Annotated in this window: 16 protein-coding genes and 1 pseudogene; 8 read left to right on the top strand and 9 right to left on the bottom strand. The window is 67.6% G+C overall.

Features of this window, described 5'->3' with window-relative positions; all coding sequences use genetic code 11:
- Positions 1–14 precede the first annotated feature (14 nt).
- The 6 genes from DC347_RS16140 (at position 15) to DC347_RS16115 (ending at position 5,066) form a co-directional block, all read left to right on the top strand.
- Entirely contained in the window at positions 15–956 is a 942-nt protein-coding gene (locus DC347_RS16140; protein ID WP_018763293.1) for a 2-hydroxyacid dehydrogenase, read from the top strand.
- Entirely contained in the window at positions 953–1,723 is a 771-nt protein-coding gene (locus DC347_RS16135) for an SDR family oxidoreductase (protein WP_109863658.1), read from the top strand. Before DC347_RS16140 ends, DC347_RS16135 begins: the two co-directional genes overlap by 4 nt.
- Positions 1,723–2,814 carry an L-idonate 5-dehydrogenase gene (locus DC347_RS16130; protein ID WP_109863657.1) on the top strand — a complete coding sequence of 364 codons (1,092 nt, stop codon included), beginning with the start codon at positions 1,723–1,725 and terminating at the stop codon, positions 2,812–2,814. Before DC347_RS16135 ends, DC347_RS16130 begins: the two co-directional genes overlap by 1 nt.
- A complete protein-coding gene (locus DC347_RS16125) occupies positions 2,811–3,353 on the top strand; it encodes a gluconokinase (protein WP_109863656.1) in 543 nt (180 codons plus the stop codon). The genes DC347_RS16130 and DC347_RS16125 overlap by 4 nt, the downstream gene beginning before the upstream one ends.
- A gap of 73 nt (positions 3,354–3,426) precedes the next feature.
- Positions 3,427–4,023 carry a TetR/AcrR family transcriptional regulator gene (locus tag DC347_RS16120; RefSeq protein WP_109863655.1) on the top strand — a complete coding sequence of 199 codons (597 nt, stop codon included), beginning with the start codon at positions 3,427–3,429 and terminating at the stop codon, positions 4,021–4,023.
- Positions 4,020–5,066, top strand: a complete 1,047-nt coding sequence (locus DC347_RS16115; RefSeq protein ID WP_165838056.1) for a DMT family transporter — start codon at positions 4,020–4,022, stop codon at positions 5,064–5,066. Before DC347_RS16120 ends, DC347_RS16115 begins: the two co-directional genes overlap by 4 nt.
- Here the strand turns inward: DC347_RS16115 and DC347_RS16110 are convergent.
- Both DC347_RS16110 and DC347_RS16105 read right to left on the bottom strand, forming a co-directional pair.
- Positions 4,977–5,273: a DUF3040 domain-containing protein gene (locus DC347_RS16110; RefSeq protein WP_240617825.1), complete on the bottom strand. Its 297-nt coding sequence runs from the start codon at positions 5,271–5,273 to the stop codon at positions 4,977–4,979. The genes DC347_RS16115 and DC347_RS16110 overlap by 90 nt on opposite strands.
- A 184-nt stretch (positions 5,274–5,457) precedes the next feature.
- Positions 5,458–6,504: an aldo/keto reductase gene (locus DC347_RS16105; RefSeq protein WP_018763751.1), complete on the bottom strand. Its 1,047-nt coding sequence runs from the start codon at positions 6,502–6,504 to the stop codon at positions 5,458–5,460.
- A 285-nt stretch (positions 6,505–6,789) separates the two neighbouring features.
- Here DC347_RS16105 and malQ point away from each other — a divergent pair, with 285 nt between their 5' ends.
- Positions 6,790–9,009 carry a 4-alpha-glucanotransferase gene (malQ, locus tag DC347_RS16100; RefSeq protein WP_109863652.1) on the top strand — a complete coding sequence of 740 codons (2,220 nt, stop codon included), beginning with the start codon at positions 6,790–6,792 and terminating at the stop codon, positions 9,007–9,009.
- 83 nt (positions 9,010–9,092) lie between these two features.
- Here malQ and DC347_RS16095 read toward each other — a convergent pair.
- Together DC347_RS16095 and DC347_RS16090 are read right to left on the bottom strand one after the other, a co-directional pair.
- Positions 9,093–12,271: pseudogene (locus tag DC347_RS16095) on the bottom strand (alpha-amylase family glycosyl hydrolase).
- Between the two features lie 176 nt (positions 12,272–12,447).
- Positions 12,448–13,494, bottom strand: a complete 1,047-nt coding sequence (locus DC347_RS16090) for a beta-propeller fold lactonase family protein (RefSeq protein WP_109863651.1) — start codon at positions 13,492–13,494, stop codon at positions 12,448–12,450.
- 189 nt (positions 13,495–13,683) lie between these two features.
- Here DC347_RS16090 and DC347_RS16085 point away from each other — a divergent pair, with 189 nt between their 5' ends.
- A complete protein-coding gene (locus DC347_RS16085) occupies positions 13,684–14,526 on the top strand; it encodes a putative protein N(5)-glutamine methyltransferase (RefSeq protein WP_109863650.1) in 843 nt (280 codons plus the stop codon).
- 181 nt (positions 14,527–14,707) lie between these two features.
- Here DC347_RS16085 and DC347_RS16080 read toward each other — a convergent pair whose 3' ends face one another.
- From DC347_RS16080 to DC347_RS16060, 5 genes are all read right to left on the bottom strand, one after another.
- Complete coding sequence (locus DC347_RS16080; protein WP_109863649.1) at positions 14,708–15,109, bottom strand: hypothetical protein; 402 nt, start codon at positions 15,107–15,109, stop codon at positions 14,708–14,710.
- Positions 15,110–15,234: 125 nt separating this feature from the next.
- Positions 15,235–15,498, bottom strand: a complete 264-nt coding sequence (locus DC347_RS16075) for a GlsB/YeaQ/YmgE family stress response membrane protein (RefSeq protein ID WP_018763745.1) — start codon at positions 15,496–15,498, stop codon at positions 15,235–15,237.
- Between the two features lie 130 nt (positions 15,499–15,628).
- Positions 15,629–16,462 (bottom strand): aldo/keto reductase, encoded by an 834-nt coding sequence (locus DC347_RS16070; protein ID WP_109863689.1) that lies wholly within the window; start codon positions 16,460–16,462, stop codon positions 15,629–15,631.
- Positions 16,463–16,561: 99 nt separating this feature from the next.
- Entirely contained in the window at positions 16,562–18,118 is a 1,557-nt protein-coding gene (locus DC347_RS16065) for a long-chain fatty acid--CoA ligase (RefSeq protein ID WP_109863648.1), read from the bottom strand.
- A gap of 40 nt (positions 18,119–18,158) precedes the next feature.
- Positions 18,159–19,355 (bottom strand): acetyl-CoA C-acetyltransferase, encoded by a 1,197-nt coding sequence (locus DC347_RS16060; RefSeq protein ID WP_018763742.1) that lies wholly within the window; start codon positions 19,353–19,355, stop codon positions 18,159–18,161.

Genomic DNA, 19,355 nt, shown 5'->3' with positions numbered 1-19,355 from the left:
ATAGGCCTTCAACGATGCAGCACGTGCAAACCGTCAGTTTCCCCGAACCCCAGCTCCTGGCTGAATTGTCCCCGCTCCCGGAGGGACTGACGGGAGTGGTTTGGGACATGCAAGGGGCCCCTGACGAGGCCCACGGAAGCATCGACGGGGTCATCCTGCCGTACCTCAATGCCGGCGCCGTGCTGGGTTCCCTTGGCAGCGTCCCGGACCTGAAGTTCGTGCAAACACAGTCAACAGGGTTCGACGGCGTCCGCGAGGCAGCAGGTCCGGCCGCCGGGGTGGCAAACGCCTCGGGCGTCCATGCGGCTGCCACCGCGGAGCTGGCCGTTGGCCTTATCCTCGCCAAACTGCGCGGCATTGACCAGGCTGTCCGGGACCAGCAGGCCGAACGCTGGAACCCGCAACGCCGCCAGTCGCTGGCCGACCGGAAGGTCCTGCTGCTGGGCATCGGCGGAATCGGGAAGGAGTTGGCCCGCCGCCTGGAGCCTTTCGAAGTCACACTGACCCGGGTGGGAAGCGCCGCACGGACCGATGCGGACGGCCGGGTCCACGGTCCGGATGAACTCGCAGCGCTCGCCGCCGACCACGACATCCTGGTCTCCGTCCTTCCCCTCACCGAGGCGACCCACCACCTGGTGGGAGCCAAGGTCCTGGCCGCCCTGCCGGACGGCGCCCTGGTGGTCAATGTCGGACGCGGCTCCGTGATCGACACCGACGCCCTAACGGCTGAAGTGGTGTCCGGCCGCCTGCACTGCGCCATCGACGTGGTCGACCCCGAACCGCTGCCCGCCGGCCACCCGCTCTGGTCCTCGGACAACGCCCTCATCACCCCCCACGTTGGCGGCAACGCGTCAGCGTTCGAGCCGCGGATCCTCAAACTCCTGAAACGGCAGCTTGAGGCCCTCGCCGCCGGCGAAACCCCGGTCAACCTGGTGCAGCAGGGACCGTTCGCATGAGTTCACTTTTTGATTTGTCGGACCGGGTTGCGTTGGTGACGGGGTCGAGCCGCGGTATCGGCTCGTCGCTGGCCCGGGCGTTGGCGGACGCCGGTGCAACGGTTGTGTTGAATGGCATCAACGGGGAGCGGCTCAAGGAGGCCGAGGCGGCGATGGCCGCCGATTATGCCCCGGGCCGGGTGCATAGTGTCGCGTTTGACGTTACCGATGGTGAGGCGGCAGCCCGCGGTATCGCGTGGATCGAAGAGCATGTGGGTCCGTTGGAGATTCTGGTGAATAATGCCGGGATCCAGCATCGGGTGCCGATGCTGGACCTTGAGGTGGCGGATTGGGAGCGGGTGATTTCCACGGACTTGACCAGTGCGTTCCTGGTGGGGCGGGAGGCGGCCCGGTGCATGATTCCGCGCGGCCGGGGCAAGATCATCAATATCTGTTCGGTGCAGACGGACCTGGCCCGCCCCACGATCGCCCCGTATGTTGCGGCCAAGGGCGGGCTGCGGAACCTGACCCGGGCGATGACGGCCGAGTGGGCCGGGTCCGGCCTGCAGGTCAACGGGATCGCGCCGGGGTATATCCATACGGAAATGACGCAGAACCTGGTGGATGACGAACAGTTCAATACCTGGATCCTGGGCCGCACCCCGGCCCACCGCTGGGGCACCCCGGCGGATCTGGCCGGGCCGGTGGTCTGGCTGGCTTCGGACGGGTCGGATTTCGTGAACGGGCAGACCATTTTCATCGACGGCGGAATGACGGTGGTGGTCTGATGCCCGCGAACACACCCGTCCAGCCAGGGGCCCACATGCTGCCCGGCTCCGGGCCGGCCGTGGTGGCCCACGCCGCGGGGGATCTCCGGGTCGATGTGGTCCCGCTGGCCCGGCCGGCGGATGACCAGGCCGTCGTTGAGGTCTTGTACGGCGGGATCTGCGGGTCGGACTTGCATTACTGGCTGCACGGTGCGGCCGGGGAATCCATCCTGAAGGCGCCCCTGGTGCTGGGCCACGAAATCTCCGGTGTGGTGGTCCGCGCCGCGGCCAACGGCGAGGGGCCGCGGTCCGGAACCGCCGTCGCCGTCCACCCCGCCACTCCGGGGCCGGGCGCGGCCAGGTACCCTGTGGACCGGCCCAACCTCTCACCCGGGTGCACGTACCTGGGCAGCGCCGCCCGCTACCCGCACACCGACGGCGCCTTCAGCCGGTACGTGAACCTGCCGGCCCGGATGCTGCGGGCCCTGCCCGAGGGCATCGACCTGCGCACGGCCGCCCTGGTCGAACCCGCGTCCGTGGCCTGGCACGCGGTCTCCCGGGCCGGGGACGTGGCCGGGAAGACCGCGCTGGTGATCGGGTCCGGGCCCATCGGTGCCCTCGCTGTCGCGGTCCTCAAACGCGCCGGTGCAGCGCACATCACCGCTGTGGACCTCCATCCCAAGCCGCTGGAGATCGCCCGGGCCGTCGGCGCGGACCAGGTCATCAACGCCGCAGACACCGAAGCGATCGCCGCCGTGGAGGCGGATGTGGTGATCGAATCCTCCGGCAACCACCACGGACTGGCCTCCGCCATCCGCGGCGCGGTCCGGGGCGGGACCGTGGTGATGGTGGGGCTGCTGCCCACCGGCATGCAGCCGCTGCCCATCTCGCTGGCCATCACCCGCGAACTGGACCTCAAAGGCTCCTTCCGCTTCAACGACGAAATCGACCAGGTCATCGCGGCGCTTGCCGACCGGTCCCTGCACATCAGCCCCGTCATCACCCACCAATACCCCGTGGAGGACGCCCTGCACGCCTTCGAGATGGCCAAAGACTCCACCAGCTCCGGCAAAGTCCTCCTCAGCTTCGCCGGGAACGGGGAGCAACGGTGAACGCCCCGTTGCCGCCCCTGGTGGTGATGGGCGTGTCTGGCTCGGGGAAATCCACCATGGGCTCCCTGCTGGGCCTGCGCCTGGACATGCCGTTCTTCGATGGCGACGATTTCCATCCGGCCGCCAACAAGCAGAAAATGGGCGCCGGCATACCGCTCACGGACGCTGACAGGGAGCCCTGGCTTGGCACCCTGGGGGAGTTGCTCGCAGGAAAGGCCGACGGCGTCACGACAGTCCCGCCGATCGTCGCCTGCTCAGCGTTGAAGCGCCGGTACCGGGACCTGCTGCGCAGCGCAGCGCCGGATGTTGTCTTCATCCACCTCACCGGAAGCACAGACAACATTGGAGCGCGGATGGAAGCCCGCGCCCACGAGTTCATGCCGCGGACCCTGCTGGAATCCCAGTTCGCCGCCTTGGAAGAACTGGACCAGGACGAGGCCCACGTTTTGGCCGATATCACCGAACCCCCGGCACTCCTGGTGGAACGGTTGGCCACGGAGCTCCAGGCCATGTCCGCTCGGACGGTCCGCACCGCCTAATCAAGAAGCAAGTGGTCCGCCCTGCGCTGGTGGTAGGTAGACTGGTCTACCTACCACCAGCGCAAGGAGCCCCATGCCTGTGTCACGCGCCTCGGCGCCCAGCCGGCCTCCCGCCCGGGAACTGCTGCTCGACGCCGCCGCCCGCCTCTTCTACGACCGCGGCGTTGCGGCTACCGGGATCGACACGATCACTGCGGAGGCGGGCGTGGCTAAAAAGAGCCTCTACAACAACTTCGCGTCCAAAGCGGACCTCGTGGCCGCCTACCTGGAAGCACGGCATGAGGAGTGGCTGGGCCTTTACCGGACGCGGCTGGAAAGGGCCGGGACCCCGACGGAGCAGGCACTGGCGGTCTTCGACGCCTACCTGGACCACGCAAATGCCGCCTACCAGCAAGGATTCCGCGGCTGCGGGCTGCTGAACGCGGCGGCTGAACTGCCCGCGGGGGACCCCGGGCGGACTGCAGTGCGGCTCCACAAGGAGGAAGTAGAGGAACTCCTGGCCCGGCACGTCACGGCACTGTTGCCCGGGAGGGAGGGGCAGGCGCCCGCCGTTGCCGCCCACTTGGCGTTCCTCCTCGAGGGGGCCATGGCCAGGGCAGGCCTGGAGGGCGGCGACGCGCCGCTGCGGCAGGCCCGGGCCATCGCCGCGCAACTGTTGGACGCGCTGTGAACTCCTCCCCACGCCGCCCGGCGCCGCCATGGGGAGCGTTGTCCGTGGTGGCGGCGTCCGTCCTCTGGGGGACCACCGGGACAGCAGCCACCTTCGCGCCGGATGTAAGTCCCCTGGCCATCGGCGCGGTGGCCATGGGGGTGGGCGGGTTGCTGCAGGCTCTGTACGCCGCACGGCACATTGCCAGCCGGCCGGCCGGCCTGTTCCGGCGGTGGAGACTGGTGTTGTTGGGGGCGGCAGCGGTGGCTGTCTATCCCTTGGCCTTCTACAGCTCAATGCACCTCTCCGGCGTGGCCGTGGGAACTGTGGTCTCCATCGGCTCGGCCCCCATCGCGGCGGCCCTCATCGAGCGGGCGGCGGACAGGAATCCACTGCGCCGGCGGTGGATTGCCGGGGCAATGCTCGGAGTGGGTGGAGCGGCGCTCCTTTCCTTTGCCGGGCACGGCCCTGCCGGGCCCGCCGCCACGGATTCCTGGACCACCACGGCGGGAGTGGCCCTGGGACTGCTGGCCGGCAGCACGTACGCCCTGTATTCCTGGGCAGCCCACCGCCTGATCGGGGACGGTGTCACACCCAGGGCGGCCATGGGCACGGTCTTTGGCCTGGGCGGGCTCTTCCTGATGCCGGTCCTTGCCCTGACGGGCGGCCCACTTCTGGCCTCCTGGTCAACGGTCGGCGTCGGCGCCTACATGGCGGTGGTGCCGATGTTCGCCGGCTATCTCCTGTTCGGCTGGGGCCTTGCCCGGGTGGGGGCGAGCACGGCCACCGGCATCTCGCTGCTCGAAACGGTGGTTGCCGCCGTACTGGCGGTATTCGTAGTGGGTGAACGGCTTCCGGCGCTCGGCTGGCTTGGCGCCGCCGCGGTCCTGGCCAGCCTGTTCATCCTGGCGCCGCGCACCCGGGCCGTACCAGGGCCGGCAGCAATCCCGGGTCCGCGCTCACCAGCGGCGCCGTCAGGCGGTGGGCTGCCGCCGCGCGCTCCTGTTCAACCCGATGGGGCCCAGCAACAGGCAGGCGCCCAGCCCCAGCAGCAGGATTCCTAGCACCACCGCGCCCGGCGCCGGCAGACCTGCCCCCGCCAGGATCAACACCAGGCCGATGACCGCCACCGCCAATCCCGGGAGGAGAGCCGTGGGGAAACGGCGCGCTGGATAGCCGGACAGCAGTTCCATGGCCAGATGGGGATCGTCCGCGATCAGCCCCAGTTCCAGCTCCCTGAGCAGGCGTCGCTCCTCATCGGACATTGGCATGGCAGCCCCTGTATTCCCTGGGAGGCGGTTTCGCTATCGACCGTAGAAGTCTTCTACCGCTTAGTCAATAGTTTCCCCGGCGGCCCGCCCCGCCCGCCCCGCCGTCCCGCCCGCCGGTGTCGTTCGACGCCGGGCCGTGACGGTGCTGCCGGACGCTGACCGTGCTGCCGCGCCCGTGGGCCCGCTACCGGCGTCGTAATTCGGCGAACTCGATGGACGGGACAATTGCCCCGGCGTCCCGCTCCACGAAGTTGGTCCCCGGCGGAACCAGGTCGTCGATGGCGTCCAGGACCGTCTCGCCCAACTGGACATCCGCGGCGCGGAGGTATGCCTGGAGGTGTTCCTCGCTGCGCGGGCCGATGATTACGCTGCTGATCGCGGGGTGGGTCAGGGCGAAGCCGACGGCCAGGTCCACCAGGGGCATCTCCAGCTTGTCCGCCAGCCGGGCCAGGGAATCCGCTGCCAGCAGCTTCCGCTCGCTGGAGGGCCCGGAAATGTCGTACCGCCCCGGCAGCGTGTGCACCCGGGTGGGCGGCTTCCCCGAGTCAAGGACGAAGCTGCCGGAAAGCCAGCCGCCCGCCAAGGGTCCGTACGCCAGAACGCCCAGACCGTACTGCTGGGCGATGGGCAGCACGTCGCGTTCGTTGCCGCGGACCAGCATTGAATAGGGAACCTGGTTGCCCAGCGGCGGAATCAGGTGGTTGGTGGTTGCCAGCCACTGCGCTTCGACGAGCTGCGCCGGGGTAAACACCGACGTGCCGTAGTAGAGGATCTTGCCCTGGCGGATGAGGTCGTTGAGGGTGGTGATGGTTTCCAGGACGTCGGTGTTGTAGTCCGGCCGGTGCGCCTGGTACAGGTCGATGCGGTCCGTCTGCAGCCGGCGGAGGCTGCCCTCGACGGCCTGGGTGATCCAGCGGCGGGAGTTGCCCGAGTGCGCCGGATTGGGGCTCATCTGGCCGTGGAACTTGGTGGCCAGGAAGACGTCATCCCGCCGCCCGCGCAGTGCCCTCCCCACCACCTGTTCGGACTCGCCCTGGGAATAGACATCGGCGGTGTCCACCGCCGTGATGCCGGCATCAAGCGCCGCGTGGATGATGCGGATGGCCTCATCGGCGCCTGTGGGGGCGCCCGGCGGCCCACCGGTTCCTTCGCCAAAGTTCATGGTGCCAAGGGTGAGCGGGCTGATGGGGGTTCCTGACCGTCCGAACACCCGCAGTTCGCTAAGGCTCATCTCCGGTCTCCTCCATATAGTTGCCGCGCCGTGGATCGTCATGACGCTACACAGATTCCGCGGACGGCCGCAGAATTCCGCCTTAGTCCTTCTCTTTTCGTCGCATGGAGTAACCGGAGCGCCGCAGGATGACGTTTTGTGGCGGCCGCCGCCATCCTCGGCCCGGGTTTCGCCCCGGCTGCCCCCTGCAATAATCTGAACCAACGGTTGTGCACTGGGGTGTCAGCTCCCGGGGCAACAGGCAGCACTGTAAGTTCGGGACCATCACAGACGAGGCGGACACCCATGACGGCTTCAGACCAGCAGCACGCACCACGGCCAAACATGCCCGCAGACCCTCCCGCCGCCCAGGCGCCGGTGGATCCGCACCTGCTCCAGCAGTTGGCGGATGCGCACGGGGTGGGCACGTCCTTCCAAGGCTGGGACGGGCTCCCGCACTCCGTGGCCGCGCCAACGCTGATCAAGGTGCTCGCCGCCCTGGGTGTGCAGGCCCACACGAACCAGCACATCGAAGCTGCCCTGGCGGAAGCGGAACTGGCGCCATGGCGGCGGATGCTGCCGCCCGCCGTCGTCATCAAGCAGGGTGAGCCCGCCCAGGTTCCGGTCCATGTCCGGGACGGCGCAACGGCCCGGCTGACGGTCGCCCTCGAAGGCGGCGCAGGCTCACTCGAGGCGGCCCAGGAGGACGTCTGGGTCCAGCCCCGGGACGTCGACGGCATCCCCACCGGACGCGCCACCTTTTCCCTGCCGCCGGATCTCCCGCTGGGCTGGCATACCCTGCACGCCGACTCCGAGGGCGCCACGGCCACTGCCACGCTGGTGGTGACGCCGGCGCGCCTGGACACGGCGGCGCCCCTGATGGAGCGGCGCGGCTGGGGCCTGGCCACGCAGTTGTATTCGGTCCGGTCCAAGCGCTCGTGGGGCATCGGCGATTTCGCGGACCTGGCGGACCTGGCGGCGATCAGTGGCGGGCGCGGCGCCGATTATGTGCTGGTCAATCCCCTGCATGCGGCGGAACCGGTGCCACCCATCCAGCCCTCGCCCTATTCCCCGTCCACGCGGCGGTTCTTCAACCCGCTCTACATCCGTATTGAGGCGGTCCCCGAGCTTGCCTACTTGCGGCCGCGGAAACGGGCGGCGCTGGAAAAGCTGCACGAGGAAGTCGCCGGGCTGAACAGGGACGGGGCCCGGCTGCACCGCGATGCCGTCTACGCGGCGAAGCTGCAGGCGCTGGAAATGCTGTACCACACCCGGCGCTCGCCGGCCCGGCAGGCGGCGTTCGACGAGTTCTGCCGTATCTCCGGCAGCGGCCTGGACGACTTTGCCCTCTGGTCCGCCATCAGGGAGGACCTCGCGCCGGACGATCCGCTCTGGACCGACCCGGCCTGCGCCATCGGAACCCGCGAGGCGGAGGCACTGCGGGAGAAATTGGCGGACCGGATCGGTTTCCACCGCTGGCTTCAGTGGATCTGCGACGAACAGTTGGAAGAAGCGCAGCAGGCAGCCTTGCGCTCCGGAATGCGGCTGGGAGTGGTGCACGACCTCGCCGTCGGGGTTGACCACAGCAGTGCCGACGCGTGGACGCTGCGCGGCGTGCTGGCGCCGGCCACCAGCGTGGGCGCGCCGCCGGACATGTACAACCAGCAGGGCCAGGATTGGGGCCAGCCGCCATGGCACCCCACCCGGCTTGCAGAAACCGGCTACGAGCCGTTCCGCAACATGCTCGCCACCGTGCTCAGGCACGCCGGCGGCATCCGCGTTGACCACATCCTGGGCCTGTTCCGGTTGTGGTGGATCCCTGCCGGCAACGCGCCGGGGGACGGCGCCTACGTCCGGTATGACCATGAGGCCCTGATCGGCATCCTCGCCCTCGAAGCGCACCGCGCCGGTGCCGTGGTGATCGGGGAGGACCTGGGAACCTTTGAACCGTGGGTGCGTGACTACCTCGCTGCCCGCGGCATCCTGGGCACGTCCATCCTGTGGTTCGAGTACGACGGCGACTCCCCGCTGGCGCCCGAAAAGTACCGGACGCAGGCACTCGCCAGCGTCAACACGCACGACCTCCCGCCCACCGCCGGCTACCTCGCGGGTGACCATGTGGCGTTGCGGAGCCGTCTTGGCCTGCTGGAGCGCTCCGAGGAGGACGAACGGGCCGAACACAATGCGTCGCTGGAAAAGATGTTCGCCCTGCTGCGCGAACGCGGTTATCTCACCGAGGCGAACACCACCGGACCGGGCGAACCCGGTGCCGAGGCGAACACCATCGAGGCGCTGCACCTGCTGCTGGCCCAGGCGCCTTCGGTGCTGCTCGGCGTGGCCCTGGTGGATGCGGTGGGGGAGCGGCGGGTCCAGAACCAGCCCGGGACCACCGAAGCGCTGTACCCCAACTGGCAGGTGCCTTTGGGCGGCCCCGACGGCAAACCGGTCTTCCTCGACGACCTTCCGGCCAACAAGAGGTTCAACTCGCTGCTCGCGGTGGTGGACGGGGCCCTGCACGGATCCTGACTGGTGTTCATTGACGAAGGGCCCCGCCGCTGGGTGAACTGCCCGGGAAGCGGCGGGGCCCTTCGGTGTGTTGCCGGCGAACGCTAGCTGGCGGTCATCACATGGGTGAAGTGGTCGTAGCGGAAGGTGACCGGGCCGCCGTCGTGCTTAAACACGATGTTGGCGCCAGGCGTTGCCCCGCCCGCTCCGTAGCTGACGTCCCATGACTTGTTGAGGGCGGCCTTGAAAACTCGTAGCTTCCTGCCGGGAGGTCCGGGATGGACAGCTTCCAGAGAAGGTCGGCCGGGTCCAGTACCAGCTGCGCCTGGGGACAAGACGGCTCCCAGTCCGAGGCGCAGCCCAGCTCGCTGTCCATGCTTCCGGCGGCTGCCACGGCGGCCGGCTGCTGCGACGCGTAGACGGCGCTGAGCAGGTGGGTGCTGTTGTCATAGCGGAACGTGACCGGGCCGCCGGGGTGGTCCAGCACGATGTTCTGCCCGTTGAGCTGGCCGTCTGCGCCGTAATTTTCGTCCCAGCCGCCGTTGAGCGCTGCCTTGTATTCGTACTTCCCGGCCGGCAGGTCCACGGTCAGCCGCCAGATCCGGTCCGCCGGGTCCAGGACCATCTTTGACTGCGGGCAGGCCGGATCCCACTGCGCGGTGCAACCCATGGCCTGGTTCAGTGATCCGGCCACCGTGACCGAGTCGGGCTGCGGGGCCTGGCCCACCAGGACAGTCCTGGTGCCGCTGGTGACGTTGAAGCCGGCGCCGGACATCGCCGCCCGGTATTGGACCTTGGTACCGTCCGCCAGTCCGGAGACATCATCAGTGGCCGAGTACACGGGCGAGGACGAGTCGGTGCCCACCGACGTCCAATCCCCGCCATTGACGCTGCGCTCGAAGGACACCACATGGCTTGCCTTCTCCGGGTCAGCCGTGGCGCTCAGCTCCACTTTGCCCTCGACGCTGCTGCCTTCGGCAGGCTTCTGGAGGGTCAGCACGGGCGCGGGAACGTTGGTGGAGCGGCCTTGGCTGGTGGTTGTGTGGCCGCCGTTGTCCAGCACGGTGGCGCGGTATTCCAGCGGTGTCCCGGCATCCAAGGCCGCCACGTCGTGGAATACCTGGTACGGGGCGGTGTCGTCCGTCCCGATCGGTTCCCAGCTGCCGCCTGCCGTCCTGGCCTCGAAGGTGACCTCGTAGAACGAGGTACCGTCGACGTCGGCCGTCACCTGGATGCGCCCGTTGTCACTCGTGGCTGCTGCCGGCTGTTGGAGGGCGACGGCGGGAGCGGCCTTTGAGTGCGGAATGCGGCCTGAGGATTCGTAGACGACGGCGGAAAGCGGCGGGACGGTCACCGTCAGTCTGGCGTCGTCAGAGGTTTTGGCTTCATTGGCGCCTTCGCCGTAAACGCGCGTGTAGCTGCGCTTGGCGATGTAGGTGGGAACGTCCGCCGTCCGGGCCTGGGCGCTGTTGTTCAGTGCCACCACGTATTCGCGCTGGTCCTGGGCGTCCGTGCGGGAGAAGGCGTAGATGCCCGGGCCGTCGGAGGCGTAACGGTTTTGGTGTGCGCCGTTCCGCAGCGCCGGGTGCTCCTTGGTGAGGGCTGCAAGCTCCCGGATCTTGGCGTACAGCGGGTGGCTTGGGTTGAAGTTGTCGGTGGCGTGGGTGGCGTCCGTGCCCAGCAGGTCGTCGTCGAGGTAGTCCGGAACTTTGCTGGCGAAGAGCGTCTGCCGGGCATCCTGGTCACCGCCCGGTCCAGTGAAGCCCTGTTCGTCGCCGTAGTACACCACCGGGTTGCCGCGCGAGAAGTACATCAGCTCGTGGGCCAGTTCGTCCCGTGCCACCTTCTCGGCGTCGCCTGCGGCGGGGTTGTCCTGGCTGATGAAGCTGCCGATGCGGCCCATGTCGTGGTTTCCGAGAAAGGTGGGCAGTTCGTAGACGTTGGAATCGGCGTCGGTGTACCAGTCATCGCCGGCGAAAAAGGCCTGGAGTCCTTTGGCGTCCTGGCTCTTGGACGCGAAGTTGCGGGCGGCATCCTGGAACGGGAAATCCAGGACTGCCTGCATTTTGTTGCGGGTGGTGAATTGGGAGGTGAAGCTCTTGCTGGTATCGAACACCTCGCCGAACATGAAGAATTCGTCCTTGCCGTGTTCCTTGGCGTAGCTAAGGACCTCGGGGCCGAATTCCTGCCAGAACTCGTTGTTCACGTGCTTCATGGTGTCGATCCGGAAGCCATCCACGCCAAAATTGCCGATCCACGATGTGTAGATGTCTTCCATGCCGTGCACCACCGCGGGGTTTTCGGTGAAGAGGTCATCGAGGCCGAAGAAGTCGCCGTACATGGAGTCCTCGCCGGTGAAGGTGGTGTCGCCCCGGTTGTGGTACAGCGTGGGATCGTTCAACCAGGCCGGTACTTTGAGGTTTTCTTCGCCGGGCGCCAGGACCGGCTTGTAGGGGAACGATGTCCCGGCATCCAGCTGCGGGAAGGTCCCGGTGCCGGCGTAATCCCGGTCATCAAACGGTTGGCCCGAGGCAGTTTTGTACGGTGCGGCGTCCTTGGATACGTAGCCTTTGCGGTCGCCTTCTTCGTAGCCGATGACGTCCGCCGTGTGGTTGGTGATGATGTCGAAGTAGACCTTCATGCCGCGGGCGTGTGCCTCGTCGATGAGCGCCTTGAGTTCATCGTTGGTGCCCAGGTGCGGATCGATCTGGGTGAAGTCGGTGACCCAGTAACCGTGATACCCGGCCGACTTGTCCTCCGGCTGGACTGCCTTGTTCTTGAAGCTGGGCGTCAACCAGATGGAGGTGGTGCCCAGGCCCTGGATGTAATCGATCTTGTTGCGCAGGCCGGCCAGATCGCCGCCGTTGTAGAAACCCTTCTTGGTGGGGTCGAAGCCGGACACCACGGGATCCGGGCCCAGGCCGCCCTGGTCGTTGGCGGTGCTGCCGTTGTTGAACCGGTCCGCCATGACAAAGTAGAAGTTTTCGTCGGTCACGGGGCCGCGCAGCGAATGCAGTGCCGGAGCGGAGCCCGGGTTCTTGGGTCCGGGATCCTTGATGCCGGGCGCCGCCTGGGCCGGAAGGACCGCGATGCCTGCGGCGAGTGCCGTTGCCAGCAATGCGGCGGCGGACCGGGCAGCGGTGAGGTGGATTGCGGAAGTTGGCCGGGATGCGGCGCGGCGGGACCGTTTGTTCCGCCGGGACGCAGTGACGTGGTGGGATGCTGCCGGAGTGCCCGGCAGGTGGGCGCGTGGGGGCGCGCCATGGGGGGTGCGGAATAACAAGGGTGAGACCTTCCTGGGAAGCAGCGCTGCTGTACAGGCGTGCCGTTGACATGCGGATGCGGCAGGAGAGCTCGAAAGGGCAGCTTGCTGTCCTTGTGAACCAAGTCACAACTGTAAGCGCTTGCACCGGATTACTCCAGCGTTTGGGGAAGCTGGTGTTCCCGGGCGCCTTGCTGTTATCCGGCGTTTATGAGGGCGGTGGGTGACGGGGTGGAAAGGCGGTGCAGGACCGGGCCGGGGATGCCGCTGGCGGGGTCCAGGTCAAATGTGGCGATGTTGTCCGACCGTTCGTGGGCTACGTGCAGCCGGTTTCCCCGGACCAGGTGGTGCCGGGGCCAGTCACCGCCACTGGGGACGTCTTTGACGGGGATGAGTTCCGTGCCGCCTTCTGTGACGGCCAGGACGCTGATGATGTTCGAGCCGCGGACACCGGCATAGGCGAACCTGCCCTGGGGGCCGAGGCAGATCTCGGCCGCGGAATCGCTGTCCTTGCCACCGCTTGCCGTGGCCGGTCCGCTGAATATCAGTTCGTAGGTGCCGGCCGCCGCGCGGACCACGAAGACCTCCACGGAGTATTCGGACACGATGAAAACGGCGCCGGTATGGTGCTGGACCATGTGCCGGGGACCGCTGCCGCGGGGGAGGACCACATGATGGTCGGGAACCAGCCCGGTTCCCGGCACATAGTTCCAGATACGGAGCACGTCATGGCCCAGGTCGGTGGTCATGATGCGGCCGTCCTGCAGCACCAGGCCGGCGTGGGCGCGGCTTTGCCTGGGGCTGCCGGGGGCCGTGCCGGCGTAGGGATCCACCGATGGTGCGCCGGGGAACCGCCCGGTGATGGCGCCGTCGTTATCCAATTCGTAGAGGAGGACCTGACCGTCACCCCAGCACGCCGCAGTGAGGAACCGCCCGGCCGGATCCACGGCGACATGGCACGTGGCCTCGCCGGCCGGTTGGGGCTGTCCGTGCGGCTCCAAACCGAAATTGCCCCGGCGGCGGTAGGCCCGCACTTCCTGGCGGTGCTCGGCGGCCGCGTACACCACCGGCTGACTTGGGTGGACGGCCACGAACGACGGCGATGGGGCCTCGACCGCCGTGCCCAGCCATTCAAGCCTTCCGTCCTGGCGCGTGCCCACCGCGCCGATGCCGCTGGCACGGCCGCCTGCGTCGTCGGTGTAGCTGCCGATCCAAAGAGCGCTGCTGGCTGTGCCGGTGGTCATGGTTCCATCCTTTCAACACTTGGCCCCATTTCCCTGCATCGGGCTGGCCGTTAGCATGGGGAAGTCCGGCTGTTGCAGCAGGCGACGATGCCGTCTTCTGCAGTTTTCGATGTCCACCGCATGCCGGTCCAGACTGGTGGCGGACGGTGTCGGTGAGTGTTCCCGCTGATTCACCTGAGAGGCGTCGATATGCCATATCCTGAATCAAGCGCTGTTGACAGCCACCCCACCCGGGTCTTCGACCACATCGTCACCCTCCTGCGCTCCGCCGGCTGCGTTTTCGCCGAGGAGGAGGCCCGGCTGCTGCTGTCGGACGCGTCCGGGCCTGCGGAGCTCGCGCTGAATGTGCAGCGGCGCGTTGAAGGGGTGCCGCTGGAGTACGTGCTGGGCTGGGCGGAGTTCGCGGGCCGCCGCATTGTTGTCGAGCCCGGGGTTTTCGTACCGCGTCGCCGTACTGAACTGCTGGTCAACCACGCTGTGGCCCTCTTGTCCGGCTCTTCCCTGGCGGTAGCTCATGTCGTCGTCGACCTGTGCTGCGGGTCCGGCGCCGTGGGGGCTGCCATTCTCTACGCGCTGCCCGGTGTGGAGCTGCACGCGGCCGACATCGACGCCACAGCCGCACGGTGTGCGATGCGAAACATCGGGCCGCTGGGCGGCCGCGTCCATCGGGGTGATCTGTTCGAGGCACTCCCTTCCTCGCTGCACGGCCGGGTCGGGCTGTTGGCCGTCAACGCGCCCTATGTGCCCACCGGGGCCATCAGGACCATGCCGCCCGAAGCCCGGCTCTACGAGCCGGTGGCTTCACTGGACGGCGGCGAGGACGGGCTGGACTTCCACCGCCGCGTTGCCGCCGGCTCCATCGAGTGGCTCGCGCCCGGGGGACACTTGCTGATCGAAACCAGTGAACGCCAGGCGGCCGGCACATCTGCAATCCTGGCTGCGGCCGGGTTCCGGACGCAGACGGTCCGCTCGGAGGACTTGGACGCGACGGTGGTGGCGGGGCGCGCCCTGCCCGGGACCAGCCGGGGCTAAGTGCTGTCGCGGGGCAGGAATTCTGCCTTTGGAAGTGACCCCGCCGCGCTTAGGACGATGCCGGCCGCCGCGTCCCCCAAGGATCGCGACGGCCAGCAAGGCGATTCAGTTGTAGCACAACACTGGCCGGCTGTGCTTGTCACACGGCCGCAGCGCTAAATGCAAACAAATAGACCTGGAGTCAGGCCTTTCCTGCGGTCGCGTCCGAGGTGCCAAGGTTGGTGGTCTCCGGGTGGGTGCTGTGGGCGGGAATGTGGTCCTCGCCCAGCCCCGCCGCACTCTCGGCCGGTGGGGTGCCGGTAACGGTGGCGGAGGTCCGGCTCCCGTCGGAGGCACCCTCGCGGTGCAGTGCGGAGCCAACCACAGTGCCTGCCCTGCGGGCGGCTTCGCCGAGCTGGTCGGCCACTTCGGGGGCCTTTTCCTTGACGGCCTCCGTGGCTGCTGCCACCTTGTCCTGAACCGGCTTGCTGTCCCACAGGCCGGCCGCGCGGGCCTTCAGCTTGTCATACGCTGCACGGCCGGACCGTGAGCCGAGAACGTAGCCGACAGCCACGCCCACACCCAAAAGAAGCTTGTTTTTCATGATGAACTCCTGCTCTGCGAGAGGGTTGTCAGTTCCGGCATACGCGGGGGCACCCGTTGCCGGAGAAAATGAAAGCCGGCCTGGGGAGGGTGTCCCCAAGCCGGCTTCCTGGCTTGCCCGAGCTGTTAGCGGGCGCTGCGCCGAGTGACCATGCCGTAGATGGCAAGGACGATCAGCGAGCCGACGATCGCCAGCAGCCACGTCTGGATGGAGAAGAACTCCTGCAGTCCACTGCCGAAGATCATTCCGCCCAGCCAGCCGCCGAGGAGCGCGCCAACAACGCCCAGGATCAGCGTGACGACCCAGCCGCCACCCTGCCTGCCCGGGAGGATCGCCTTAGCGATCGCACCAGCGATAAGTCCGAGAATCAGAAATGCAATAAATCCCATTTGTTGCTCTCTTCCTAGGTAGAGGAGGCCTCCGGGTCCCGGAGGCACTTCATCCTTCTGGCTCAATAGTAATCATGCTTACTATCTATTTGCCAACCTGTTTTTTGGAAAAGTGCTGTCCAGGCTGTTCTTAATGCCCGGTTTTGTCGGAATCGTTGCCGGCGCCGGGACCCTCGTCCAATACCGAAAGTTCCGCTAGATCCTGCGGATCCAGGGCGAAATCGAACACGTCCAGATTCTCCCGCATCCGCTCCGGGGAAGAGGTCTTGGGAATCGTTACCAATCCGTTTTGTATGTGCCATCGCAGGATCAGCTGGCCGGGTGTTTTCCCGTGTTTTTCCGCCAGTTGCGCCAGAATGGGGGCACCCAGCAAACCCGCTCCGGATCCGCCCAATGGGCTGTAGGATTCCGTGACGATCCCGTGCCTGGCATGGAATTCGCGCTCAGCGGTCCGGGTAATTGCGGGGCTGAGCTGGACCTGGTTGACCGCGGGCACCACGTCCGTCTCCGCCATCAGGCGCTCCAGGTGCGACGGCTTGAAGTTGGACACCCCAATGGACCTGGCCTTTCCCTCCGCCTGCAGCCGCTCGAACGTCTGCCAGGTGGAAATATATTGGTCCCTGCCCGGGAGGGGCCAATGGATCAGCAGAAGGTCCACGTACTCCAGGCCCAGGCGTTTCAGCGAGCCTTCCAGTCCTGAGACGGCGCGGTCGTGGCCCTGGAACTCACCGTCGAGCTTGGTGGTGATGAAGAGCTCGCTGCGGTCCAGTCCGCTCGCCCGGATGCCGTTGCCCACGCCGCGTTCGTTGCCGTACTTCACGGCCGTATCGATGTGCCGGTACCCGGCTTCCACGGCCTGTACGACGGCGGCAGCCACCTGGTCGTCGTCCAGCGGCCAGGTGCCAAGGCCCATTTGGGGAATGCTGTTGCCGTCATTGAGGGGGATGAGCGGTGCAAGTGTCATGGCATCAGTCTGCCCTGAATCGGCCGCGGCGGTGCCTTCGTCCATGAGGTTTCGGGGGAAGCTTTGGGGTTTGTCCTCCGGTGTGCCGGTCCCGCGGGCTTAGCCGGCGTCCCCGGCCAGTTTCCGCTTGAGGATCTTTCCACTTGGTCCGAGGGGCAGTTCGGAGAGGATCCTGACCACCCGCGGGTACTTGTAGGCCGCCAGCCGGGTGCTGGCGAACTCGACCAGCTCGGATTCGGTGACGGCGGCTCCCGGGTCCAGTACGATTGCGGCCGCGATCTCCTGCCCATGCATCTCGTCCGGAATTCCGTAAACGGCGGCGCTGACCACGGCCGGGTGGGTCAGCAGGACTTCCTCCACCTCCCGGGGATAGACGTTGTATCCGTTGCGGATGATCATGTCCTTCTTGCGGTCCACGATGGTGAGGTAGCCGTCGTCGTCCTTTGTCCCAAGGTCGCCGCTGCGGAACCAGCCGTCCACCACGGCTTCTGCCGTTGCCTCCGGGCGGTTGAGGTAGCCCTTCATCAGCAGGTGTCCGCGGATCACGAGCTCGCCCAGTTCCCCGTTGGGCAGCAGTTCGATGCTTTCCACCGTCTCGGGACGGGCGATCTCGATGTCCACGCCCCAGATCGGGACCCCGATGGTTCCCGGCCGGGGAGGGGTGCCCACGTGGTTGAAGGCGGCCACCGGGGAGGTCTCGGTGAGGCCGTAGCCTTCATGGATTTCCACCCCAAAGACGTCGCGGAACCGGTCCATCACGGCCAGCGGAAGGGAGGCCCCGCCGGAGATGCCGTACCGCAAGGCCGCCGGCCGTTCAGGCGCTGACTTGGCGGCTTCCAGGAGAGCCACGTACATGGTGGGCACGCCGAGGAAGATGTTCACGTCGTGCTTTACCAGCAGCTGCAGGGCGTCTGCGCCGGTGAATCGCGGCATCAGGACGATCGTGGCGCCGGCGCGGAGTCCCGTGTTGAGGACAACGGTCTGGCCAAAGGTGTGGAACAGGGGCAGTCCACCGAACAGGACGTCGCCGGGCCGGAAGTCCATCACGCTGGTGAGCAGGACGCTGGTCTGTTCCACCAGGGCGAAGTGCGTGCCCAGCGCCCCTTTCGGTTTGCCCGTGGTGCCCGAGGTGTAAAGGATGGTGGCCGTGTCCGAGGGGCGGCAGGGTTCATAGGTCCGGATGGGGTCGGCGGCGGCGGCCTCCGTCTCCAGCCGGGGGAACCCGTCGTCGTCCGGTGCCAACACCGTCACCACGTCCACTCCGCTGGCGGCAGCACCCGCCGCACCCTCGGCCAGGAGCGGGGCAGCGCAGATCAGCAGCCCGGCCCCGCTGTCCTGCAGGACATATTCGATCTCACGGGCCTTGAGCAAGGCGTGCACGGGGACCACGATGGCGCCCAGGGACAGGATGGCGTAGTAAACCCGCGCGAAGTCCGGAACGTTGGGAATCAGGACGGCGACGGCGTCTCCCGTACCTATGCCGCGGGCCCGCAACGCTCCGGCGTAGGCGCGGGTCTGGCTCCACAGGTCCCGGTAGCTGACCTGGTCCTCACCGACGACGAGGGCAATGCTGTCCGGGGTCCGGTGTGCCGATTCGGCCAGGATGGCGGCGACGGAGATGGTGGCAAAACCGTCGGCGGTGCTGGTGTTGGTCATGGCCTGCTTCCTTGGTGGGAGGGACTCGCTGGTGGGAGGGTCAGGCTTTGAGGATGAGGGCGTCGCCTTGGCCGCCGCCCCCGCAGAGGGCTACGACGCCGGTGCCGCCGCCACGCCGTTTCAGCGCCAATGCCTGGTGCAGCACCAGGCGGGCGCCCGAGGCGCCGACGGGGTGGCCCAGGGCAATCGCCCCGCCCTCGGCGTTGACCGTTTCGGCGTCGATGCCAAGATCGTTCGCGGACTGGATCAGGACCGAGGCGAAGGCCTCGTTGATTTCCACCAGGTCGAGGTCCTGCGTGCTGAGGCCCTCGACCTTGAGGGCACGCTCGATGGCCCGGGCGGGCTGGGAGTGCAGCGATCCGTCCGGGCCTGCAGTCTGGCCGTGTGCGCCGATCTCGGCGATCCATTCCAGCCCCGCGGCGATGGCGGCGGCCTTGCTGGCAATCACCAGCGCCGCCGCGCCGTCGGACAGGGGCGACGCCGAGCCGGCGGTGATGGTGGCTGCGGCATCCTTTGAGAAGGCAGGCCGGAGCTGCGCCAGCGATTCGGCCGTGGTGTCCGGCCGGATGCCCTCGTCGTGCTCAAGGGTCACGGCGGGGCCCTTGCGCTGCGGTACCTGGATCGGCGCGATTTCCTCTGCCAGGGCACCGGAAGCGCGCGCCGCTTCGGCACGCTGGTGCGAGCGGGCGGCCACGGCGTCCTGCTCGGCACGGGTGATCCCGCGCTCAACATTTCCGGCGTCAGTTGCCTCGCCCATCAGTTTGCCGCTCACCGGATCCTGGAGTCCGTCATGGTTCAGGGAGTCCAGCATGGGGGCATCGCCGATGACGACGCCGGCGCGCAGCCCGGGGACCAGGTGCGGCGCATTGGTCATGGACTCCTGGCCGGCGGCGACAATGAAGTCGGCTTCGCCGGTGCGGATCATCCGGGCGGCATCAATGACTGCCGTCAGGCCGGACAGGCAGAGCTTGTTGATGGTGATGGTGGGAACGTCCCAGCCGATGCCGGCGGCCAGGCTGGCCTGCCGCGCCGGGCCCTGGCCGGCCCCGGCCTGGATGACCTGCCCCACGATGACGGCTCCGATGAGTTCCGGGGCCACGCCCGTCCGTTCCAGCGCCGCCCGGATCGCGTGGGCGCCCAGCTCGCTCGAGGAGAAGGGGGTAAGGCCGCCGCGGAACCTGCCAAAAGGTGTCCGGGCGCCGCCGAGGATGACGGGGATGTTGGCGTTCTGGTTCAA

Source organism: Pseudarthrobacter sp. AG30 (genome assembly GCF_003116525.1).
Taxonomy (GTDB): domain Bacteria; phylum Actinomycetota; class Actinomycetes; order Actinomycetales; family Micrococcaceae; genus Arthrobacter.
The sequence above is the reverse complement of the archived record's forward strand: the minus strand, read 5'-3'. Positions and strand labels throughout refer to the sequence as shown.